General features: G+C 75.0%; 20 protein-coding genes and 1 pseudogene. 15 read left to right on the top strand and 6 right to left on the bottom strand.

Annotation, left to right across the window (positions count from 1 at the left end; genetic code table 11):
* Window positions 1-57 precede the first annotated feature (57 nt).
* Complete coding sequence (gene sigJ, locus IH54_RS0111410) at window positions 58-1,002, bottom strand: RNA polymerase sigma factor SigJ (protein WP_031515532.1); 945 nt, start codon at window positions 1,000-1,002, stop codon at window positions 58-60.
* A gap of 210 nt (window positions 1,003-1,212) precedes the next feature.
* On the opposite strand from sigJ, the gene IH54_RS0111405 reads away from it, so the two are divergent.
* The 3 genes and pseudogenes from IH54_RS0111405 to IH54_RS0111395 all read left to right on the top strand — a co-directional run bounded on the left by IH54_RS0111405 (window position 1,213) and on the right by IH54_RS0111395 (window position 4,051).
* Entirely contained in the window at window positions 1,213-1,845 is a 633-nt protein-coding gene (locus tag IH54_RS0111405; protein ID WP_031515530.1) for an LUD domain-containing protein, read from the top strand.
* 136 nt (window positions 1,846-1,981) lie between these two features.
* Window positions 1,982-2,353, top strand: a pseudogene (locus IH54_RS0111400) (isochorismatase family protein); the annotation flags it as partial.
* A 255-nt stretch (window positions 2,354-2,608) separates the two neighbouring features.
* Window positions 2,609-4,051, top strand: coding sequence for a hypothetical protein (locus IH54_RS0111395; RefSeq protein WP_159011776.1), 1,443 nt, complete (start codon window positions 2,609-2,611; stop codon window positions 4,049-4,051).
* A gap of 447 nt (window positions 4,052-4,498) precedes the next feature.
* Here the strand turns inward: IH54_RS0111395 and iolD are convergent, their stop codons facing one another.
* The 5 genes from iolD to IH54_RS0111370 are packed head-to-tail and all read right to left on the bottom strand — an operon-like array spanning window position 4,499 to window position 10,497.
* Complete coding sequence (iolD, locus tag IH54_RS0111390; protein ID WP_043180535.1) at window positions 4,499-6,346, bottom strand: 3D-(3,5/4)-trihydroxycyclohexane-1,2-dione acylhydrolase (decyclizing); 1,848 nt, start codon at window positions 6,344-6,346, stop codon at window positions 4,499-4,501.
* On the bottom strand, window positions 6,343-7,212 hold the full coding sequence (gene iolB, locus IH54_RS0111385) for a 5-deoxy-glucuronate isomerase (RefSeq protein WP_031515522.1): 870 nt from the start codon (window positions 7,210-7,212) through the stop codon (window positions 6,343-6,345). Before iolB ends, iolD begins: the two co-directional genes overlap by 4 nt.
* Window positions 7,209-8,573 (bottom strand): 5-dehydro-2-deoxygluconokinase, encoded by a 1,365-nt coding sequence (gene iolC / locus IH54_RS0111380; protein ID WP_078862102.1) that lies wholly within the window; start codon window positions 8,571-8,573, stop codon window positions 7,209-7,211. The genes iolB and iolC overlap by 4 nt, the downstream gene beginning before the upstream one ends.
* Window positions 8,570-9,430 (bottom strand): TIM barrel protein, encoded by an 861-nt coding sequence (locus tag IH54_RS0111375; RefSeq protein ID WP_031515518.1) that lies wholly within the window; start codon window positions 9,428-9,430, stop codon window positions 8,570-8,572. Before IH54_RS0111375 ends, iolC begins: the two co-directional genes overlap by 4 nt.
* Window positions 9,427-10,497 carry a Gfo/Idh/MocA family oxidoreductase gene (locus IH54_RS0111370; protein WP_078862101.1) on the bottom strand — a complete coding sequence of 357 codons (1,071 nt, stop codon included), beginning with the start codon at window positions 10,495-10,497 and terminating at the stop codon, window positions 9,427-9,429. Before IH54_RS0111370 ends, IH54_RS0111375 begins: the two co-directional genes overlap by 4 nt.
* Before the next feature lie 116 nt (window positions 10,498-10,613).
* Between IH54_RS0111370 and IH54_RS0111365 the strand changes: the two genes are divergently transcribed.
* From IH54_RS0111365 to IH54_RS0111310, 12 genes are all read left to right on the top strand, one after another.
* On the top strand, window positions 10,614-11,393 hold the full coding sequence (locus IH54_RS0111365; RefSeq protein WP_052397327.1) for a GntR family transcriptional regulator: 780 nt from the start codon (window positions 10,614-10,616) through the stop codon (window positions 11,391-11,393).
* 181 nt (window positions 11,394-11,574) lie between these two features.
* On the top strand, window positions 11,575-12,567 hold the full coding sequence (locus IH54_RS0111360; RefSeq protein ID WP_078862100.1) for a substrate-binding domain-containing protein: 993 nt from the start codon (window positions 11,575-11,577) through the stop codon (window positions 12,565-12,567).
* A gap of 82 nt (window positions 12,568-12,649) precedes the next feature.
* Window positions 12,650-13,687, top strand: a complete 1,038-nt coding sequence (locus IH54_RS0111355) for an ABC transporter permease (protein WP_031515509.1) — start codon at window positions 12,650-12,652, stop codon at window positions 13,685-13,687.
* The gene (locus IH54_RS0111350) at window positions 13,684-14,535 is read left to right on the top strand and encodes an ATP-binding cassette domain-containing protein (RefSeq protein ID WP_052397303.1); all 852 of its coding nucleotides are present in this window, start codon (window positions 13,684-13,686) and stop codon (window positions 14,533-14,535) included. Before IH54_RS0111355 ends, IH54_RS0111350 begins: the two co-directional genes overlap by 4 nt.
* A complete protein-coding gene (locus tag IH54_RS0111345) occupies window positions 14,532-15,680 on the top strand; it encodes an ROK family glucokinase (protein ID WP_031515505.1) in 1,149 nt (382 codons plus the stop codon). The genes IH54_RS0111350 and IH54_RS0111345 overlap by 4 nt, the downstream gene beginning before the upstream one ends.
* Window positions 15,677-16,402, top strand: coding sequence for a hypothetical protein (locus IH54_RS0111340; protein ID WP_234343457.1), 726 nt, complete (start codon window positions 15,677-15,679; stop codon window positions 16,400-16,402). The genes IH54_RS0111345 and IH54_RS0111340 overlap by 4 nt, the downstream gene beginning before the upstream one ends.
* 124 nt (window positions 16,403-16,526) lie before the next feature.
* Window positions 16,527-17,771, top strand: coding sequence for an alpha/beta fold hydrolase (locus tag IH54_RS0111335; protein ID WP_078862118.1), 1,245 nt, complete (start codon window positions 16,527-16,529; stop codon window positions 17,769-17,771).
* 120 nt (window positions 17,772-17,891) lie between these two features.
* Window positions 17,892-18,524, top strand: a complete 633-nt coding sequence (locus IH54_RS0111330) for an MBL fold metallo-hydrolase (protein ID WP_031515499.1) — start codon at window positions 17,892-17,894, stop codon at window positions 18,522-18,524.
* Window positions 18,525-18,559: 35 nt separating this feature from the next.
* Window positions 18,560-19,342, top strand: coding sequence for an exodeoxyribonuclease III (locus tag IH54_RS0111325; protein WP_031515497.1), 783 nt, complete (start codon window positions 18,560-18,562; stop codon window positions 19,340-19,342).
* A gap of 81 nt (window positions 19,343-19,423) precedes the next feature.
* Window positions 19,424-20,119, top strand: coding sequence for an MBL fold metallo-hydrolase (locus tag IH54_RS0111320; protein WP_031515495.1), 696 nt, complete (start codon window positions 19,424-19,426; stop codon window positions 20,117-20,119).
* Between the two features lie 204 nt (window positions 20,120-20,323).
* A complete protein-coding gene (locus IH54_RS0111315) occupies window positions 20,324-20,575 on the top strand; it encodes a TfoX/Sxy family DNA transformation protein (protein WP_031515493.1) in 252 nt (83 codons plus the stop codon).
* Window positions 20,576-20,584: 9 nt separating this feature from the next.
* Window positions 20,585-21,328, top strand: coding sequence for an amino acid ABC transporter ATP-binding protein (locus IH54_RS0111310; RefSeq protein WP_031515491.1), 744 nt, complete (start codon window positions 20,585-20,587; stop codon window positions 21,326-21,328).
* The last annotated feature ends 27 nt before the right edge of the window (window positions 21,329-21,355 follow it).

Genomic DNA, 21,355 nt, shown 5'->3' with positions numbered 1-21,355 from the left:
TGACAGTGCTGTCACACTAGCAGCGCGCGTGCCGCCGCATGCCGTGCGGAGGACCCGTCAGCACGCCGCCCAGCGAGCCAGCTTCTCCGGGTTGCGGATCACCCAGATCCGGGTGATCCGGCTGCCCGCGACGTCGAACGCGAACACCGAGACGACGGCGCCGTCCTCCCGGGCCACCAGCCCCGGCCGGCCGTTGACCGGGTGTTCGGCGAAGGCCACGGCGGGGGGCCTGCGCCGGGCCAGCTCCGCCCAGGCGCGGGCGATCTGCCCGCCGCCCCGGATGGGCTCCCGGAAGGTCGTGGCGCGGCCCCCGCCGTCGGCGGTCGCGACGGCGTGCGGGTCGAGCAGGCCGACGAGGGCCTTGATGTCCTTGGCCTCCCACGCCCGCTTGAAGTCCCGCACCAGGCGGGCCCGCCCGGCGTCCGCCGGCGCCGGGGGCCGCGCCGCCCGGACCCGGCGGCGGGCGGAGGAGGCCAGCTGGCGGCAGGCCGCCGGGCTGCGGCCGACGATCTCGGCGACCTCGGCGAAGGAGTGGCAGAAGACGTCGTGCAGGACGAAGGCGACCCGCTCGGCGGGCGTCATCGACTCCAGCACGACCAGGAAGGCCAGGTCCACAGACTCGTCCAGCGCGACCCGCTCGGCAGGGTCGGCGGTGGCCGCGCCCGGCCGCCCCCCGCCCCACTCCGCCACGTCCGGCAGCGGCTCGGGCAGCCACGTGCCCACGTACGTCTCGCGCCGGACCCGGGCGGAGCCCAGCACATTGAGGCAGATCCGGCTGGCGACCGTCGTGAGCCAGGCGCCGGGCGAGACGATCGCGGCCTGCTCGTGCGGCGGCATCGCGTACCAGCGGGCGTACGCCTCCTGCACGGCGTCCTCCGCCTCGGCCGCCGAGCCCAGCAGCCGGTAGGCGACGGCCACGAGTTGCGGCCGCTCGCCCATGAGCGCGTCGAGGCCCGGATCGGGCCTGCCGTGCCCCGACCCGGACCGGGTGATGGTGGTCATGCTGCGGACGGCCCCCTCGCTCGCGGAACTCCTCGTCCCTCCGACAAGACAGCGCCCCGGAATGTGAGGTGCCGGTGCGCCGCCTCACATTCCCCGCGGCTGCGCGGTCGAACCGCTGGGACGCGCACACCCTACGGCGGGCCGCTCCCCGCCGGGCCGGTCCCGCGCACCGTCCCGCGCCCCATCAGCGAACCCGAGCACGGAGGCACCATGACCACCACCCCCACGCCGGCCGCGGACTTCACCGCCCCGGCGTCCGCGGCGAGCCTGGAGCGCGCGGCCGCCGCGCTGACCGCCCACGGCTTCACCGTGGAGATCCTCGACGGCACCGCCGACGCGCGCGCCCGCGTCGCCGAGCTGCTGCCGGAAGGCGCGAACGTCTTCACCGGCGCCAGCGAGACGCTGCGACTGTCCGGCATCGAGGAGGACATCAACGGCAGCGGGCGCTACGACGCCGTACGGCCGCGCATCCTCGCCCTGGACCGCGCCACCGGCCGCGACGAGATCCGGCGGCTGGGCGCGAGCCCCGACGTCGTCGTGGGCAGCGTCCACGCCGTCACCGAGCGGGGCTCGCTGGTGATCGCCTCCGGCAGCGGCAGCCAGCTGCCCGCCTACGCGGGCGGCGCCGGGCGCGCGATCTGGGTCGTGGGCGCGCAGAAGGTGGTGCCCGACCTGGACACCGCGCTGCGCCGCGTCCAGGAACACTGCCTCCCGCTGGAGACCGCCCGCACGATGAAGGCGCACGGCTGGCCCAGTGCCGTCAGCCGGCTGCTCGTCCTCAACGCCGAGTACCTGCCAGGACGCGGCACCGTGCTGCTGCTGCGCGAGGCCGTCGGGTTCTAGACCTCCCGGCACCCGCCTCCTGCGTCCCGGCGGATGCCGTCAGACGCTGACGGGCCCGGCCCCCGGGCCGGCCCGTTTGTCAGAGGGTGCCCCTAGCCTCGGAGGCGACGACGACGCCGCGCGCCCGGGAGGCAGCATGACCACGCTGGAGAATCGCCCCAACACCGCCCTGCTCGTGATCGACGTGCAGAACGGCACGGTGAGCGCCGCCCACGACCGCGGCGCCGTGGTCGCGACCATCGCCTCCCTCGTCGAACGGGCCCGAGCCGCCGGGACGGAGGTGGTGTGGGTGCAGCACAACGACGAGGAGCTGGTGGCGGGCAGCGAGGCCTGGGCCTACGTACCGGAGTTGGTGCGGCGGGAATCCGAGCCGCTGGTGCAGAAGGCGTACGGCGACTCCTTCGAGGAGACCGAACTGGAGTCGGTGCTCGCCGCCCGGGGTGTGGGCCGCGTGGTCGTGACCGGCGCGCAGACCGACGTGTGCGTCCGCTCCACGCTGCACACGGCACCTCGCTGCGTTGCCGCATCGACCGAGTAGGGCCCACTACGAGGCCGATCCGGCGCCTTGCGACGCACCGCACCGGACGCCGCAAGCTACCGGCAAACCCTCCCGGCCACAGCACCAGCCGGAAGGCGCGGCCGGGACGGTCCGCAGCCGCGCCGCCACCGGGCGGCGTGGCGCGCCCCGCTTTTCGCCCGGAACCCCCGGGGGCATACGGCACACTTCACCCCGAAGGCGCCGAACGTCCAGGTGGAGGGTGTCGTGGCAGAGCAGCCGAACGCGTCGCCGCGCGCGGGGCTGAGCCGACGCCGGATGCTGCTCGCGGCCGGGGGAGCCGCGGCGCTCCCGGGGGCGGGCATGCTCGCGGTGGGCGCCGCGAGCGACGAGGCCCGCGCGCAGGCGCCGCGCCGCCGGCGGGACGTGCCGCCCACGGCGGGCCTGCCGCTCGTCGGCGGGCCCGACTTCCCCGTCGGCGCCTTCTGGCCGCCGCCGCCCACGTACGTCACGGCCGAGCGCTACCAGGAGATCGCCGACGCGGGCTTCACCTTCGTGCACAACGGCAACTACCTGTGGGACCAGACGGGCATCCGCTACGGCCTCGACATCGCCCGGCAGGCCGGCCTGAAGGTGCTCGTCGCGGGCGACCCGCTGCTCTCGGCGCTCACCGCCAACTTCTGGGCCGACGGCGACCCCACCGGTTACCACCCGAAGATCACCGCGGGTGACGCGGAGGTCTCGCTGCGCGCGCTCTTCGCCGCCTACCAGGAAGAGCCCGCCTTCGCGGGGTTCGCCCTCGCCGACGAGCCCGCCGCCAACCGCTTCGGCACCCTCGGCTCCCTCACGGCCACCGCCCGCGCGCTCGCCCCCGGCAGCCTGCCGTACCTCAACCTCCGCCGCCTCGGCCAGCCCTACGGGCCGTGGGGCACGCCCGGCATGGACGTCCCCACCTACACCCGCTACCTCCAGGAGGCGCTCGACACGATCGCGCCCTCCCTGCTGTCCTTCGACCGCTACCCGATGCTCGCGGGCGGCGCGGAGGATCCCGGCTACCACCAGAACTGGGCGCTCGTGCGCGCGGCGGGGCTGCGGGCGGGCATCCCCACGTGGATCTTCATCCAGTCCCTGGAGTACGCCGGGCACCGGCTGCCGACCGCCGCGGAGCTGGCGTGGCAGGTCAACACGAGCCTCGCCTACGGGGCGAAGGGGATCCAGTACTTCACGTACTGGACCCCCGACCCCAGCCGCGGGGACGGCTTCGTGACCGCGCAGGGCCTCGTGACCGTGGGGGGTGAGCGCACGCCGCTCCACGCTGCCGCGAAGCAGCTCAACACGGGGTGGCTGCGGCCGGTGGGCCGCGAACTCCTGCCGCTCGTCTCGGAGTCCGTCGTCCATGCGAACGATGTGCCGCTGCCGGCCGGGGCGACGGCTTTCGCGCCGGACGCGCGGTTCGCCTCCGTCGACGGTGACCCCGTCGTGCTCGGGGTCTTCGCGGCGCCGTCGCCGGGCGACGCGGAGGCCCGCTGGGCGCTCGTCGCGAACCGCTCCTTCACGCGGTCCGCTGCGGCGCGTCTCGTCGTGGGGCCCGGGTATGCGGTGGCCCGCTTCGACCCCGTGCCTGCGGCCTACGCCGCGGTCGAGGGCTCGGCGGTCTCCCTCGCGCTTGCGCCGGGCGGGGCCGCGCTCTTGCGGCTGACGCCGCGCTGAGGGGATCCCCTCGCCCTGCCCCTTCCCGCCGTCGCGGGGCCTTGTGCCGGTGGGGGGCTGATCGCGCCCGGGCGGCGCCGGCCGCACATCACGTGCGGCCTCGCGCCCCCGAGTTGCCCGGCGGGGCATCGCGCTTCTGCTTCGGTGGGTGGGGTCGGGGGCCACTCCGGGGGTACCTCCTCGGAATGCGCGTCCGGCCTCTCCCCGAGCGTGGCGGGGAGTCGGTGCGCATTCCTGCGGGGGCACCCCCGGATCGTCCCCCTCCCGAGGTTGCGTTGGCGGCTGCCTGCCGGTGGGGGTGAGTGTGCGAGGGGCTGCGGTTCGCCCCCGATGGCGAGTCGTCCCCACAGGTGGACAGAAGCTGTCGCTACTACCTGCACGGGTGGTGGGGGTGGGAAACACCCCGCGCCGCCAGGCACGGGCACCCGAGCCGACGGCGTGGGCGGGTCAGAGGCGGGGGCGGGGTCCCGCTGCGCGGGCTCGGGCCGCGTACGCGGCGTAGGCCGAGTGCGTGGCGGCGAGGGCGGAGACCTCTGCGACGGGGACGTCCCACCAGGCGTCCGGCGGGAGGGTGGGGCGGGCGGGGTCGGTCTCGACGTACACCGCGGTCGCCCGGCGGGAAGCACGGGCGGCGGCAAGCGCTTCGCGCAGCTCGTGCGCCGAGCCCGGCGTGAAGACCTCCAGGCCGAGGCTCGCCGCGTTCGCCGCGAGGTCGACGGGGAGCGGGGCCCCCGTGAAGTCCCCGCCCGCGCCGGGGAAGCGGTACGCCGTACCGAACCCCTCCGCGCCGACCTGCGCGGACAGCCCGCCGATCGAGGCGTAGCCGTGGTTCTGGACGATGACCAGGTTGACGGGGATGCCCTCCTGCACGGCGGTGACGATCTCCGTGGGCAGCATCAGGTACGTGCCGTCGCCGACGAGTGCGAAGACCTCCCGGTCGGGGGCGGCGAGCCGGACGCCGATCGCGGCGGGGATCTCGTAGCCCATGCAGGAGTAGCCGTACTCGACGTGGTATTGGTCGGGGTCGGTGGCCCGCCACAGCTTGTGGAGGTCGCCGGGCAGCGAGCCGGCCGCGTTGACCAGCACGTCCCGTTCGTGGAGCACCGCGCCGAGGGCACCGATCAGCTCGCCCTGCGAGGGCGGCCATTGCGTGCCGCCGAGGCCGAGGACCGCGTCGGTGCGGGCCCGCCAGTCCGCCAGGCCGTGGTCGTGCGCGGGGGCGCGGTGGCCCGCCAACTCGTCCGCGAGCGCGGCGAGTCCGGCGCGGGCGTCGCCGGTGAGGGCGAGGCCCGCCATCTTGTGGCCGTCGAGGGAGGCGACGTTGAGGTTCACGAAGTGTGCCTCCGGCGCGAAGAGCGAGCCGGAGGCGGTGGTGAAGTCCGTCCAGCGGGTGCCGACGCCGAGGACGACGTCTGCCGCGCGGGCGGCCGCGTTCGCGGGGGCCGTGCCCGTGTGGCCGACCGCGCCCAGTGCCTGCGGGTGGTCCCAGCGCAGCGACCCCTTGCCGGCCTGTGTCTCGGCGACCGGGATGCCGGTGGCGGCGGCGAATTCCGCGAGCTGCGGCGCCGCTTGGGCGTGCCGTACGCCGCCGCCCGCGACGACCAGCGGCCGCCGGGCGGCCCGCAGCAGCGCCGCCGCCTCGGCGAGCGCGTCCGCGTCCGGCACCGGCCGCCGCACGTGCCAGACGCGCGTCCGGAAGAGCGCCTCCGGCCAGTCGTACGCCTCGGCCTGGACGTCCTGCGGCAGGGCGAGCGTCACCGCGCCGGTCTCGGCCGGATCGGTCAGCACGCGCATCGCCTGGAGGAGGGCGGCGGGCAGCATCTCCGGCCGCCAGATCCGGTCGAAGTGCCGGGAGACGGGCCGCAGCGTGTCGTTGACGGACACGTCCTGCGCCCACGGCACTTCGAGCTGCTGCAGCACCGGGTCGGCGGGCCGGGTCGCGAAGACGTCGCCGGGCAGCAGCAGTACCGGCAGCCGGTTGACGGTGGCGAGCGCCGCGCCGGTGACCAGGTTGGTGGCGCCCGGGCCGATCGAGGTGGTGCAGGCCATGGCGGAGAGCCGGTGCGTCGTACGGGCGTGGCCGACCGCCGCGTGCACCATCGCCTGTTCGTTGCGGCCCTGGTGGAAGGGCATGACGTCCGGCCCGGCCTCGCGCAGCGCCTGCCCGATCCCGGCGACGTTGCCGTGCCCGAAGATGCCCCACATCCCGGCGACGGTGCGGTGCCGTACGCCGTCCCGTTCGGTGTACTGCGCCGCCAGGAAGCGGACAAGTGCCTGCGCGACCGTGAGCCTCATACGTCGTCGTCCTCCGGGGTGCCGTACAGCGGCAGGCGCGGGTCGGTGCGACGGGCGGGCCAGGTGTCGCGCACCCACGCGTGCGCCGGGTCGTCGCTGATGAGCCAGGCCCGCTCGGGGTCCGGGCCCGCCATCACGTTGAGGTAGTACATGTCGTAGCCGGGTACGGCCATGCTCGGGCCGTGCCAGCCGTCGGGGATGAGCACCGCGTCGCCCGAACGGACCTCGGCCAGCAGGTCGGTGCCGCCTCGCGGCGAGGGGTAGACGCGCTGGTAGCCGATCGCGGCGGGGCCGCCGGCCAGCTCGTAGTAGTAGATCTCCTCCAGCCGCGATTCGTGCGGGCCCGCTTCGTCGTGCTTGTGCGGCGGGTAGGACGACCAGTTGCCGCCGGGCGTCAGCACCTCCACCGCGATCAGCCGGTCGCAGTCGAAGACGTCCGCCGCGGCGAAGTTGTTGACCTGGCGGCTCGCGCTGCCCGCCCCGCGCAGCTCCACGGGCACCCCCGACGCCGGGCCGTAGCGGGCGGGGAGCCGCCGCTCGCAGCGTGCCCCGGCGAGGGCGAAGCGGCCGCCCCCGGCGGAGGTGACCACCGCGTCGGCGTCCCGCGGCAGGTAGGCGAAGTCGCTGACGCCCGCGAAGACGCCCGTCCGGCCGCGCAGCGCGAACTCCCGCCCGTCGACCCGCACCTCGCAGGCCCCGGCCAGCGGCAGCAGCACCCACTCGCTGCCCCCCGTCGCGAACTCCCGCCGCCCGCCCGCCGCCAGGCTCAGCACCCGCAGCCCGCAGTACGCCCACCCGGCGTCCTCCGGCCCGACGCACACATCCCACCCGTCCCGCGCCGCCCGCCCGGCCGCCACATGCGTCACCCCGCACCTCCCGCCGCACGCCCCGCGGATCCGCCACCCGCACCCGGTCCCGCCGCACGACCGGCGTCCGTCACCGGGGGAGCGGTGGTGCCTTCTGCCGGGCCTGTGCCCGTCGTGCGAGGCGGCGCGGCGTCGGCCGCCCGTCCGGCGGGCGGGTCCGTGTCGTCCCGGCCCGGGCCTCCGTCCGTCACCGGGGGAGCGGTGGTGCCTTCTGCCCGGCCCGCGCCCGTTGCCGAGGGGCGCGCGGAGCCCTTCGGCACGGCGCCCGCTGCCGGGGCAGGGAGCGGGCCGCCCGGCTCCGCGGCCTGCTCGCGCAGCGCCGCCTCGATCTCCGGCCGCGTCGGCATCGCGTCCGCGCAGGCCAGCCGGGAGGCGACGAGCGCGCCTGCCGCGTTCGCCGCGCGCAGGACGTCCGGCAGCGGGTCGCCCGCGAGGAGGCCCGCGCACAGCGCGCCGCCGAAGGCGTCGCCCGCGCCCAGGCCGTTGACCACCTTCACCGCCACCGGCGGGGCCACGCACAGCTCGCCGGCCGCGGTGCGGGCCAGTGCGCCCGCCGGGCCCTGCTTGACGACCGCGGTGCGTACTCCGCGCTCCAGCAGCAGCCCCGCCGCCGTCTCCGGGTCCGCGCTGCCCACCGCGACCTCGACCTCCTCCCGGTTGCCGACCGCGAGGGTGGCGTACGCCAGCGCGCGGGCGTAGAGCGCCGGGGCCTGCGCGGGGTCGGCCCAGAAGCCGGGCCGCCAGTCGAGGTCGAACCACACCTCGCCGCCCGCCCGCAGCTCCAGCGCCGCGAAGACGGCCGAGCGGGTCGGCTCGACGGCCAGTGCGGAGCCGGTGATCCACAGGGCCCGCGCCCCGCGGACGGCCGCCGCGGCGGCGGGCTCGGCGAGCATGCCCGGGGTCAGGCACTGGTCGGGCGCGACCGGGCGGCGGTAGAAGTGGAGCGGGAAGTCGTCGGGCGGGAAGAGCTCGCAGAAGACGACGGGCGTCTGGGTGTCCGGCACGGTCGCCAGCAGCCCGGTGCCGACCCCGAACGCGTCGAGCGCCGCGCGCACGTACCCGCCGAAGGGGTCCGGCCCGACCCCGCTGAGCAGCGCCGTCCGCAGCCCCAGCCGGGCCCCGGCGACCGCGACGTTCGCGGCGGTCCCGCCCAGGTACTTCGCGAAGCTGCGCACCTCGGCGAGCCCCACCCCGCTCTGCTCGGGATACAGGTCCACCCCGACCCGCCCGAGCGTGACCACGTCGTACGGCTCCGGCCCGGCGCCGCCCGCACCCCCGGCCTTCCCGGCGGCGAGGCCCGTCACCGCGTCCGTCCGCCCGGCACCGGCGTCCCCCGCCGCCCCCTCCGCAGGGGCCCTCATGACTCGGACGCCCACTCCAGCAGCCAGTCCAGGGACGCCGCCACATCCGCCAGCGGGCCCTCGCCCGGCGCGGGCTCGGCGGCCAGGACGGTGTCCTGCTCCATCACGTACCAGCCCGCGTAGCCCGCGGCGTCCAGGGCGGCGAGCAGCACGGGCAGGTCCAGGTCGCCCCTGCCCAGCGGGCGGTAGAGGCCCGCCGCGACCGCGGCCCCGTAGGAGGTGCGGCCGGCGCGGACCGCTGCGGCGGCGCCCGCGTCGACGTCCTTGAGGTGGACGTGCGTGACGCGGGCCGCGGCGCGGCGGGCCAGCTCGACCGGATCGCCGCCGCCGACCAGGACGTGCCCCGTGTCGAGGCACAGCCCGATGCCGCTGCCCTCCAGCACCCGGCCGATCTCGTCCGGCCCCTCCACGAGCGTGCCGACGTGCGGGTGCAGCGCCGCCGTCGCGCCCAGCGACTCCGCGAGCCCCGCGACCTCGTCCAGCCGGGCCAGCAGCGTCCGCCACCCCACGGCGTCCAGCGGCGGGCGCTCGTCGTAGCCGTCCCGCCCGGTCGCGGCGGCGAGCACCAGCGTGCGGGCCCCGGCCGCGGTGAAGCGGTCGAGGGCGGCCCGTACGTCCGGCAGCGGGTCGCGGTCCGGGTCGTGCAGCACCGCGGGGACGAAGCCGCCGACCGCCGTGACGCCGTGCGCGGCCAGCAGCGGACCGGGCAGGAACCCGTCGGGCCCGAACTCGCTCGCGCCGATCCCGAGCCCGGCCATCTCGGCGAGCACCCGCTCGGGGGTGAGCTGGTGCCCCCAGCCGGGGACCTCGCACACCCCCCAGGAAATCGGCGCCGCCGCGATCTGCTCCCGCCTCACGCCACCGCTCCCTTGGCTCCCTCGGCGCTGCCCGACCCGCCCGCCTCCACCGCTTCCACGGCCCGCGCCGCCGCGGCCACCTCCGCGATCCGCACCGGGCGCCGCTCCCGCCGGGAGACCTCGCAGGCCTCGGCGACCAGCAGCGCCCGCAGCGCCTCCCGACCCTCGCAGGGATTGGTGGCGGCGCCCCGCGCGACGCGCAGGAAGGCGTCCATCTCGGCCCGGTAGGCGGAGCCGAAGCGGTCCAGGAAGCCGGTCCACGGATCCCGCGGGCCGCCCGCCGCGCCCGGCTCCACCGAGGTGACCGGGGCGCGGGCGGTGACGCCGACCGCGAGCTGGTCGTCCGTTCCGGCCAGTTCCATCCGCACGTCGTAGCCGGCGGCGTGGTAGCGGGTCGCGGTCGCCGTGGCGAGCAGCCCGCCCTCCAGCGTGAGGAGCACCGCGGCGGTGTCCGCGTCACCGGCGGCCCGGAAGAACTCCGCGCCCACGTTCTCGCCCGCGGCGTACACCTCGGTGATCTCCCGGCCGGTGACCCAGCGCAGTATGTCGAAGTCGTGGATCAGGCAGTCCCGGTAGAGGCCGCCGGACAGCGGCACGTACCCGGCGGGCGGCGGCGCCGCGTCGGAGCTGACCGTGCGGACGGTGTGCAGCCTGCCGAGCCGCCCGGCGGCCACCGCGGCCCGCGCCGCGGCGTAACCGGCGTCGAAGCGGCGCTGGAAGCCGACCTGGAGCACCGCGCCCGCCGCTGCGACCTCCGCGAGCGCGGCGACGGTGCCCGCGAGGTCCACCGCGACCGGCTTCTCGCAGAAGGCCGGGATGCCGGCGTGCGCGGCCCGGGTGACCAGGGCGGCGTGCGCGGCCGTCGCGGAGGTGATCACCAGCGCGTCGGGCCGGGCGGCGAAGAGCGCGTCGACCGGCAGGGCGCGGGCGCCCGCGCGGAGCGCGACCTGCCGGGCGCGGGCCGCTTCCGCGTCGGCGACCAGCAGTTCGCCGACGCCCGGGTGCGCCGCGAGCGTCGCGGCGTGGAAAGCCCCGATCCGCCCCGCGCCGATGAGTCCGATCCGCATACCTGCTCCTGCCCCTTCCGAAGAGGAGACGTGACGGCTGTGCGCGCCGTCCCAACCTCCCGCGCCACCGCGGCCTGTGTCAACGCTTTGTCCGGACATACGGACTTCCCGTGACCATGCCGTCCCGCTACGCTCCCAGCGTGCCCAAGCACGAGCCCGCACAGCTGCGGCTCGCCGTGGACCGGGCGAGCCACGTACCGCTGTACTTCCAGCTGGCCCGCCAGCTGGAGACGGCCATCGAGGACGGCGCGCTCACCCCGGGCACCCTGCTCGGCAACGAGGTGGAGCTGGCCGCCCGGCTCGGCCTGTCCCGCCCCACCGTGCGGCAGGCGATCGGCTCGCTCGTCGACAAGGGGCTGCTGGTGCGCCGCCGCGGGGTCGGCACCCAGGTCGTGCACACCGGGGTGACCCGGCCGCTGGAGCTGAGCAGCCTGCACGACGACCTGGCCGCCGCCGGCCTGGAACCCGCGACCCGGGTGCTGCTCAACACCGCGGGCCCGCCGCCCGCCGAGGTCGCCGCCGCGCTCGGGCTGCCGGAGTCCGCACGGGTCGCCGTCCTGCACCGGCTGCGGCTCAGCTGCGGCGAGCCGGTCGCGTACCTGTGCAACTACCTGCCCGGCGACCTGCTGGAGCCGTCCACCGGCGAGCTGGAGGGCGGCGGCCTGTACGCCCTGATGCGGGCCCGCGGCATCACCCTGCACAGCGCCCAGCAGCGGGTCGGCGCCCGCACCGGCACGCAGGAGGAGTGCGGTGTGCTCGGCGAGCCGGCGGGGGCGGCGCTGCTCACCGTCCGGCGGATCACCTACGACGACCGAGGGCGCCCCGTCGAGTACGGCACCCATCTCTACCGGGCCTCGCGTTACGCCTTCGAATTCCGCCTGCTGGTACGCGACTGATCCCCATCCCGCAGGCCCAGGGCCCGCTTCCGCCTCCCGGAGGAGGGGTCGCCGCACCTCTTGACGGATACTGGGGCCGCCGGGATGGTCGTCCCTCAAGACGATGGGCAGCACTTCCATCACGGCCGCACCACGGAACAGCAGGGAAAGGCAGGGCCTCGTGGCGATGGCAAGGGCAGGGATGAAAGTGCTGGGCGCACTCCTCGCGGTGGCGCTCGGCGCGGCGGGCCTGGCCGGGTGCAGCAGCACCGGCGGCAAGCGCGCGGAGGACCGGGCCAAGAAGCTGGCGGCGAACGGCTCGGCCGTGAACACCCCGCACTGGACCTTCGCCATGGTCACCCACTCCGGGGCGGGCGACACCTTCTGGGACATCGTCCAGAGCGGGGCGAAGCAGGCCGCCGCCAAGGACAACATCAAGTTCGTCTACTCCAACAGCGACCAGGGCGACCAGCAGGCCCAGCTCGTGCAGGCGGCGATCGACAGCCACGTGGACGGCCTGGTCGTCACCCTCGCCAAGCCCGACGCGATGAAGGCGGCCGTCGCCAAGGCGGTCAAGGCCGGCATCCCGGTGATCACCATCAACTCCGGGGCGACGGAGTCCCAGCAGTTCGGCGCGCTCACCCACATCGGCCAGGACGAGACGATCGCCGGCAACGCGGTCGGCGAGGCCCTCAACAGCCGCGGCCGGAAGCACGCGCTGTGCGTCCTGCACGAGCAGGGCAACGTGGGCCTGGAACAGCGCTGCGCGGGCGCGAAGTCCACCTTCCACGGCACGATGGACAACCTCTACGTCAACGGCACCAACATGCCCGACGTGCTCTCCGCGATCCAGGCCAAGCTGCAGTCCGACTCGGGCATCGACTCCGTCGTGACGCTCGGCGCCCCCTTCGCCGCCACCGCGGCCAAGGCCGAGCAGCAGTCCGGCTCGAAGGCCGAGATCGACACCTTCGACCTCAACGCGCAGGTCGCGGCCTCGCTCAAGGACGGCACCATCGGCTTCGCCGTCGACCAGCAGCCCTACCTCCAGGGCTACGAGGCGATCGACCTGCTGTGGCTCCACCGCTACAACAACGACACCCTCGGCGGCGGCCGGCCGGTCCTCACCGGCCCGCAGATCGTCACCAAGGACGACGCGGACGCGCTCCTGACGTACGCCCAGCGGGGGACGCGATGAGCGTCGCACGCGAGGCCGCCCGGCCGCGGACAACGACGCCCGCGCGGCTTCGCCGGGCGGGCGGAGAAGCGAAGGAGCAAAGGTGAGCGACCTCGCTCTCGCCTCCGACGAGCGGCCGGCGCCGCGGTCGGTGGCCCGGCGGCTGCTGGGGCGGCCGGAGCTGGGCGCGGTCGTCGGGGCCGCGGCGGTCTTCGCCTTCTTCGCGGTCGCCGCCGAGCCCTTCCTGCGCTGGTCCAGTCTCGGCACCGTGCTCTACGCCTCGTCGACGATCGGCATCATGGCGGTGCCGGTCGCGCTGCTGATGATCGGCGGCGAGTTCGACCTGTCGGCCGGTGTGATGGTCACCAGCTCCGCGCTGGTCTCGTCGATGTTCAGCTACCAGATGACCGCCAACACGTGGGTCGGCATCGGCGTCTCGCTGCTGGTCACGCTCGCCTTCGGGGCCTTCAACGGGATCATGCTGGTGCGCACCGGGCTGCCCAGCTTCATCATCACGCTGGGCACCTTCCTGATGCTCACCGGCCTGAACCTGGGCCTGACCAAGCTGATCAGCGGCACCGTCGCCACCAAGCCGATCGGCGACATGGAGGGCTTCCCGGCCGCGCAGAAGGTCTTCGCCTCGCACTGGACGATCGGCGACGTCGACCTCCAGGTGACCATCCTGTGGTGGCTCGGCCTGGTCGCGGTCGCCACCTGGGTGCTGCTGCGCACCCGCGCCGGGAACTGGATCTTCGCGGCGGGCGGCAACGCCGACGCGGCCCGCGCGGTCGGCGTGCCGGTGGCCCGTACCAAGGTCGGCCTCTACATGGCCGTCGCCTTCTGCGCCTGGATCTCCGGCCAGCACCTGCTCTTCTCCTTCGACGTGGTGCAGTCCGGCGAGGGCGTCGGCAACGAGTTCCTGTACATCATCGCGGCGGTGATCGGCGGCTGCCTGATGACCGGCGGCTACGGCAGCGCCGTGGGTTCCGCGGTCGGCGCGTTCATCTTCGGCATGACGAGCAAGGGCATCGTCTACGCGCAGTGGAACCCGGACTGGTTCAAGTTCTTCCTCGGGGCGATGCTGCTGCTCGCCACCCTGCTCAACGCCTGGGTCCGCAGGCGGGCGGAGGCCACCGCATGACCACCATCCCCACCGAGGAGGGCGGCGCCGCCCCGCTGGTGTCGCTCTCCGGCGTGTCCAAGTCGTACGGCAGCGTGCGCGCGCTGCGGGACGTCTCGCTGGAGGTGCACGCCGGCCGGATCACCTGCGTCCTGGGTGACAACGGGGCCGGCAAGTCCACCCTCATCAAGATCATCGCCGGGCTGCACCCGCACGACTCGGGCAGCTACGAGATCGAGGGCGAACCGGTCCGGCACACCTCGCCCCGGCAGGCGCTGGACCGCGGCATCGCGACCGTCTACCAGGACCTCGCCGTGGTGCCGCTGATGCCCGTGTGGCGGAACTTCTTCCTCGGCTCCGAGCCCACCAAGGGCCGCGGCCCGCTGCGCCGCCTGGACGCCGCCGCGATGCGCGCCACCACCCGGGCGGCCCTGCTGCGCTTCGGCATCGACCTGCGCGACGTGGACCAGCCCATCGGCACCCTGTCGGGTGGCGAACGGCAGTGCGTGGCCATCGCCCGCGCGGTGCATTTCGGGGCGAAAGTGCTGGTCCTGGACGAACCGACCGCCGCGCTCGGTGTCAAGCAGTCCGGGATGGTGCTGCGCTACGTCGCCGCCGCGCGCGACGCGGGCCTCGGTGTGGTGCTCATCACCCACAATCCGCACCACGCCTACCTGGTCGGAGACCGTTTCGTCCTGCTCAAGCGCGGCGCGATGTCCGGCAGCCACCTCAAGCAGGCGATTACCCTGGACGCGCTGACCCGCGAGATGGCCGGGGGCAGCGAGCTGGACGAGCTGACGCATGAGCTGAGCCGTGCACCGGCGGCCCCGGGGCCGGTGGACGCCACCGACCCGGAGACCGACGCTTGAGTGCCAACCGTGAACGTGTGTACCGCGGCAGCGCCGCCAGAGCGACCGTGTGGCGCAATGTCAGCGGCGCCGAGCGCCGTGAGCGCCGCAGCCACCTGAGCGCGCCGCGGGTGCCGACCGTCGGCATCGACATCGGCGGCACCAAGGTGATGGCCGGTGTCGTCGACGCCGACGGCACCATCCTGGAGCAGGTGCGCACCGAGACGCCCGACAAGTCCAAGAGCCCCAAGGTCGTCGAGGACACCATCGTCGAGCTGGTGCTCGACCTGTCCGAGCGGCACGACGTGCACGCCGTCGGCATCGGCGCCGCCGGCTGGGTCGACGCCGACCGCTCGCGCATCCTCTTCGCGCCGCACCTGTCCTGGCGCGACGAGCCGCTGCGCGAGCGCCTCGCCGACCGGCTGCTGGTCCCGGTCATGGTCGACAACGACGCCAACGCCGCCGCCTGGGCCGAGTGGCGCTTCGGCGCCGGGCGCGGCGAGGCCGACCTCGTCATGATCACGCTGGGCACCGGCATCGGCGGCGCGATCCTGGAGAACGGCCAGGTCAAGCGGGGCCGATTCGGCGTCGCGGGGGAGTTCGGGCACATGCAGGTGGTGCCCGGCGGGCACCGCTGCCCGTGCGGCAACCGCGGCTGCTGGGAGCAGTACAGCTCCGGCAACGCGCTGGTGCGCGAGGCCCGCGAGCTGGCCGCCGCGGACTCTCCGGTCGCGTACGGGATCACCGACCGGGTCGGCGGCGCGATCGGCGACATCACCGGCCCGCTGATCACCGAGCTGGCCCGGGCCGGCGACCCGATGTGCGTCGAGCTCTTCCAGGACATCGGCCAGTGGCTGGGCGTCGGCATCGCCAACCTCGCCGCCGCGCTCGACCCGTCCTGCTTCGTCATCGGCGGCGGCGTCAGCGCCGCGGACGACCTGCTCATCACCCCCGCGAGGGAGGCCTTCCGGCGCACCCTCACCGGGCGCGGCTACCGCCCCGAGGCACGTATCGCCAAGGCCGAGCTGGGCCCGGAGGCCGGCATGGTCGGCGCCGCCGACCTCGCCCGGCTGGTCGCCCGCCGCTTCCGCCGCACCAACCGCCGCCGCGTGGAGCGCTACGAGCGCTACGGGCGGATCTACGGCCGGCAGGAGGCCGACCAGTGACCACGACCCCCGAACGCGTCCCCGAGCGCGAGGCGGGCCACGACGGCGCCCCGGACGGGCTCCCCGGACCGGGCCGCGGCGACGGCGGCCCGGGCGGCTCCGGCGACGGCGGCTCCGGCGACGGCGGCTCCGGCGGCCAGGGCGGCGCGGGCTCCTCCGGCGGCAGCGGCAGCAGCGCGCTGCCGCTGCGCGAGATCCCGCGCTGGATGCGCTGGACCGTCGTCCCGCTGCTGATCCTGCTGCCGCTCGGCTACGTCCTGATCTCCGCCGCGCAGAGCCGCGGCGCGGGCGCCGACTCCCAGAAGCAGGCCGCCGCCCGCCATCTGACCTGGGTCGTCCCCAGCGAGCTGCAGCGCCGCATCTACCAGGTGCCGATCCCGGACGGCACCGTGCACGACGGCTACCTGGAGACCAACTCCTGGGACACCAGCCAGTTCTTCTGCCAGTTCACCACCACCGCGGGCGGCCTGGACACCTTTCTCGCCCAACTGGGCACCAGCCGGGCCGCCCTGCACGACGGCAAGGTGTCCGTCTCCGACAAGGACGCCACCCGGGTCGGCTGGAACTTCCACGTGCCGGGCCACTACTGGGCCGGGATGTCCACCCATCAGGTCGGCGACAAGCCCGACCACGACATCACCGTGGACCTCACGAACGCCGACAAGCCCAAGGTCTACGTGGTGTCCACCGTCAACTTCCAGCACGGCTTCGGGGGCGGGTGATTCCGGCGCGCGGCGGAGTAGGTAGCGTGAAGCGATGAGCGAGCTGACGACCGAGGCGCCCGTGGGCGCGGCAGCCGACTACGCGGGCGGACTGCCGGCCGAGGCGATGCCCGCGGACGACGAGATGGACGACCTGTACGAGGACGCCCCTCCGTTGCAGTACCGCTTCGACGGCCCCGAGACAGGACCCGTGCTCGTCCTCGGGCCGGCCCTCGGCGCCACCTGGCACATGTGGGACCGGCAGCTGCCGGCGCTCAGCACCACCTGGCGGGTGCTGCGCTACGAGCTGCCCGGCCACGGCGGCGCGCCCGCCGAGCCCGCGTCCTCCGTCGACGACCTGGCCCGGCGGCTGCTCGCGGTCCTGGACGACGAGGGCATCGACACCTTCGGCTACGCGGGCTGCGCGCTCGGCGCCGCCATCGGCGCCCGGCTGGCCCTGCTGCGCCCCGACCGGGTCGCGGCTCTCGCCCTGGTGTCGGCCTCACCGCGCTTCAACACCGCCGACATGTGGCGGCAGCGCGGTGTCGTGGTGCGCGCCAACGGCCTGGAGCGCACCGCGCAGGCCAACCTCCAGCGCTGGTTCACCGAGGCGTTCCTCGCCACCCAGCCGGCGATCACCGAGTGGGCCGTGCGGATGGTCGCCACCACCGACCAGGCCTGCTACGTCGCCGCGTGCGAGGCGCTCGCCGCCTTCGACATCCGCGACGCGCTCGGCAGCATCAGCGTGCCGACCCTGGTCGTGGCGGGCGCAGACGACACCGAGACGCCGCCCGCCGATGCCCGCGCGCTCATCGCCGGCATCCCCGACGCGCGGCTCGCCGTCGTGCCCGCCACCGGCCACCTCGCGCCCGTCGAGGAGCCCGGCGCGGTCGGCGAGCTGCTCGCGACGCACTTCGCCACCGCCTGGCAGGACCCGGGCGCCGCCCTGCCGCAGCCCCCGCCCCCCGTCCCGCCGGTGCCCGCGCCCCGGGTGGCGGCCCCCGCCCCCGACCAGCTCGCGGCGGGCATGCGGCTGCGCGGCGAGGTCATCGGCGAGAGCGCGGCCACCGACCGGCCGCCCGCCGCCCCCGACGGCTTCGGCAGCGGCTTCGACGCCTTTGCCACCCGCTACGCGTGGGGCGAGATATGGGCCAGGCCGGGCCTGGACCGCCGCACCCGGGCGTGCGTCACGCTCACCGCGCTGACCGCGACCGGCCAGCTCGGCGAGCTGGCCGACCACGTACGGGGCGCGCTGCGGATCGGGCTGAGCCCCGCCGAGATCGAGGAGGTGCTCGTGCACGCCTCGGTCTACTGCGGGCTGCCCGCCGCACGCGCCGCGATCAGCGCCGCCCGCACGGTCGTCGAGGAGGAGACCGGCGGGCATCCGTAGTCCGCAGGGAAGGCGGGCGCCGCGCGCGGCTCCGCCGGTTCGACCCCCGCCCGCGACCGGGCGGGGAATCCGAGGGGCCGGCAGGCCCCGCCGACGCGTCCTGGCAAGGATGGGAATTCCGTGAAGCTGACCAAGAAGCGGCACGCCTGCGTCCGGCTGGTCAAGGACGGGCACACGCTCGTCGTCGACCCCGGCGCCTTCAGCGAGGACGACTCCGCGGCGGGCGCCGACGTCATCCTCGTCACCCACGAGCACCCGGACCACTTCGACCCCGCGAAGCTGCGCGCCGCGCTGGAGGCCAACCCGGCGGCCGAGCTGTGGACGCTCGCGAGCGTCGCAGGCCGGCTCGCCGCGGCCTTCCCCGGGCGTGTGCACACCGTCGGCCACGGCGACACCTTCACCGCCGCCGGGTTCGACGTCCAGGTGCACGGCGAGCTGCACGCCGTGATCCACCCGGACCTGCCGCGTATCACCAACGTCGGCTACCTCGTGGACGGCACGGTCTTCCACCCCGGCGACGCGCTCACCGTGCCCGGGCACCCGGTGGACACGCTGCTGCTGCCGGTCATGGCGCCCTGGAACAAGCTCTCCGAGGTCGTCGACTACGTCCGCGAGGTCAAGCCGCGCCGCACCGTCGACGTGCACGACGCGCTGCTCACCGACCTCGCCCGGCCGATCTACGACACCCAGCTCGGCAACCTGAGCGGCGCCGAGCACCTGCGCCTGGCGTCCGGGGAGGACACCGCCGCCTGAGACCGGCTGTCACACCCAGCCGCTAGGTTGGGGACATGCGCATCGCGACCTGGAACATCAACTCGATCACCGCCCGCCTGCCGCGCCTGCTCGGCTGGCTGGAGAGCAGCGGCACGGACGTCCTGTGCGTCCAGGAGACCAAGTGCTCGGACGCGCAGTTCCCCTACGACGAGCTGCGCGAGCTGGGGTACGAGGCGGCCGTCAACGCCGACGGGCGGTGGAACGGAGTGGCGGTCATCTCCCGGGTGGGCCTGGCCGACGTGGTCAAGGGCCTGCCCGGCGGGCCCGGCTACGACGGGGTGCAGGAGCCCCGCGCGGTGTCGGCGACCTGCGGCGGCACGGTCCGCGTGTGGTCGGTCTACGTGCCCAACGGCCGCGAGATCGGCCATGCGCACTACGCGTACAAGCTGGAATGGTTCGAGGCGCTGCGCGCGGCCGTGGCCGACGGCGCCACGGGCGACCTCCCCTTCGCGGTGCTCGGCGACTACAACGTGGCGCCCACCGACGAGGACGTCTGGGACACCGCCCCCTTCGAGGGCCAGACGCACGTCACCGCCCCCGAGCGGGAGGCGCTCGCCGCCCTGCGCGGCACCGGCCTGACCGACGTGATGCCCCGCCCGCTCAAGTACGACCACCCGTACACGTACTGGGACTACCGCCAGCTGGCCTTCCCGAAGAACCGAGGCATGCGCATCGACCTGGTCTACGGCAACGCGCCCTTCGCCAAGGCCGTCTCGGACGCCTACGTGGACCGCGAGGAGCGCAAGGGCAAGGGAGCCTCCGACCACGCCCCGGTCGTGGTCGACCTCGACGTCTGAGCCGCCGGGGTCCGCTACCGGCCGTGCGCCCTCGGCGAAAGGGCCGCCGATCGGTGCGGTGACGCGGCTACGGTCGCGGCCATGGAGACGATCGAGCTGCTCCCGACCCTGCACATGCTGCGGTTCCCCGTGGGTTCCGCCTATCTGTGGTCCGACGACGACGCGTTGACACTGATCGACAGCGGCAGCGCGGGCTGCGCCGACGACATCGCCGCGGCCGTCCGGGAACTGGGCCGCGACCCCGCCGACATCCGGCACATCGTGCTCACCCACTTCCACGAGGACCACACCGGCGCCGCCGCCGACCTCCGCGCGGCGACCGGCGCCGCCGTCCTCGCCCACCGGCTGGAGGCGCCGGTGGTCAGCGGCGCCGTCCCCGGCCCGCCCCCGGTCCTGCGGGAGTGGGAGGTGCCGATCCGCGCGGGTGTCCCCGCGCTGCCGCCCGCCCCGCCCGTCACCGTCGACCGCGAACTGGAGGACGGGGACACGCTGGACTTCGGCGGCGGCGCCGAGGTGCTGTGGACACCGGGACACACCGACGGCAGCATCGCCGTCCACCTGCCCGGCCCCGGCGTGCTGTTCACCGGCGACACCGCCGCCAACGTCGGCCGCGTCATGCCCGGCGTCTTCCACACCGACCCCGACCGCGCCCTCGCCTCCTACCGGCGGCTGGCCGCGCTCGACGCCGGCACGGTCTGCTTCGGCCACGGCGAGCCCCTCCGCACCGGCGGCTGCGCGGCGCTGCGCGCGGCCGACGAGCCGGCGGCGGACGGCTGAGCGCACCCGTCCACCCGGCGTCCACCCGGTGACCGCCGCGTCACTCGAAACGGTGGCGTGCACGGCGTGGCGGGGGACGGGCAGGGCGTGTCAAGGGCGTGATCGACCGGCTGCGGCACGGCATATGTGCATGATGGCGGCACACGTTCCCTGATCCGACCCTCCTCCCAACCCACCTCACAGCCGTGCAACCGGAGGCACCACGTGGACTCCCTACAGCAGCTGCCGAACATCGGGGCGGTGCTCGCCGAACGTCTGCGCCGCGCGGGCGTCGACGACGCGGGCGAACTGCGCCGGCTGGGCTCCGGGCGGGCCTTCGAGAAGATCCGCCCGGAACTGCCCGAAGACGCCTGCACCCACACCCTGCTGGCCCTCGAAGGCGCATTGCGCGGGATGCGGTGGACCGCGATCCCGCAGACCGAGCGCGACACCCTCGTCCACCGCGTGCTCGGCTGATCCCGCGGTATGCCGGCAGAGCCGCTGATCGTCCTCGAAGGCGTCAACAAGCACTTCGGGCAGCTCCATGTGCTCAAGGACATCGACCTGACCGTGGCGCGCGGCGAGGTCGTGGTGGTCATCGGCCCCTCCGGCTCGGGCAAGTCCACGCTGTGCCGGGCCATCAACCGGCTGGAGCCGGTGCAGTCCGGCACCATCACCGTCGACGGCAGCCCGCTGCCCGCCGAGGGCCGCGCGCTCGCCCGGCTGCGGGCCGACGTCGGCATGGTCTTCCAGTCCTTCAACCTCTTCGCGCACCGCACCGTGCTGGACAACGTGACGCTGGCACCGCTCAAGGTGCGCCGCCGCGCGAAGGCCGACGCGGTGCGCCGCGGCCGCGAACTCCTCGACCGCGTCGGCCTGCTGGCCCACGCCGACAAGCTGCCCGCCCAGCTCTCCGGCGGGCAGCAGCAGCGCGTCGCGATCGCCCGGGCGCTCGCGATGGAGCCCAAGGCGATGCTCTTCGACGAGCCGACCTCCGCCCTCGACCCGGAGATGATCAACGAGGTGCTGGAGGTCATGCAGCAGCTCGCCGAGGAGGGCATGACGATGGTCGTCGTCACCCACGAGATGGGCTTCGCGCGGTCGGCCGCGGACCGCGTGGTCTTCATGGCCGACGGGCGGATCGTCGAGGACCGGGTGCCGGAGGAGTTCTTCACCGACCCGCGCAGCGACAGGGCCCGCGACTTCCTGTCCAAGATCCTCCACCACTGACCCCGCCCCCGCCCCGCACACGTCAAC

Origin of the sequence: Streptomyces sp. NRRL F-5123 (genome assembly GCF_000721495.1) — a bacterium.
Lineage (GTDB): Bacteria > Actinomycetota > Actinomycetes > Streptomycetales > Streptomycetaceae > Actinacidiphila.
The sequence above is the reverse complement of the archived record's forward strand: the minus strand, read 5'-3'. Positions and strand labels throughout refer to the sequence as shown.

Coding starts and splice junctions, on each gene's coding strand:
- IH54_RS0111350 (WP_052397303.1), top strand. CDS start 13,684: ATGACCACCATCCCCACCGAGGAGGGCGGCGCCGCCCCGCTGGTGTCG.
- sigJ (WP_031515532.1), bottom strand. CDS start 1,002: ATGACCACCATCACCCGGTCCGGGTCGGGGCACGGCAGGCCCGATCCG.
- IH54_RS0111320 (WP_031515495.1), top strand. CDS start 19,424: ATGGAGACGATCGAGCTGCTCCCGACCCTGCACATGCTGCGGTTCCCC.
- IH54_RS0111370 (WP_078862101.1), bottom strand. CDS start 10,497: ATGCGGATCGGACTCATCGGCGCGGGGCGGATCGGGGCTTTCCACGCC.
- IH54_RS0111360 (WP_078862100.1), top strand. CDS start 11,575: ATGAAAGTGCTGGGCGCACTCCTCGCGGTGGCGCTCGGCGCGGCGGGC.
- IH54_RS0111325 (WP_031515497.1), top strand. CDS start 18,560: ATGCGCATCGCGACCTGGAACATCAACTCGATCACCGCCCGCCTGCCG.
- IH54_RS0111335 (WP_078862118.1), top strand. CDS start 16,527: ATGGACGACCTGTACGAGGACGCCCCTCCGTTGCAGTACCGCTTCGAC.
- iolD (WP_043180535.1), bottom strand. CDS start 6,346: ATGAGGCTCACGGTCGCGCAGGCACTTGTCCGCTTCCTGGCGGCGCAG.
- IH54_RS0111405 (WP_031515530.1), top strand. CDS start 1,213: ATGACCACCACCCCCACGCCGGCCGCGGACTTCACCGCCCCGGCGTCC.
- IH54_RS0111365 (WP_052397327.1), top strand. CDS start 10,614: ATGCCGTCCCGCTACGCTCCCAGCGTGCCCAAGCACGAGCCCGCACAG.
- iolC (WP_078862102.1), bottom strand. CDS start 8,573: ATGAGGGCCCCTGCGGAGGGGGCGGCGGGGGACGCCGGTGCCGGGCGG.
- IH54_RS0111310 (WP_031515491.1), top strand. CDS start 20,585: ATGCCGGCAGAGCCGCTGATCGTCCTCGAAGGCGTCAACAAGCACTTC.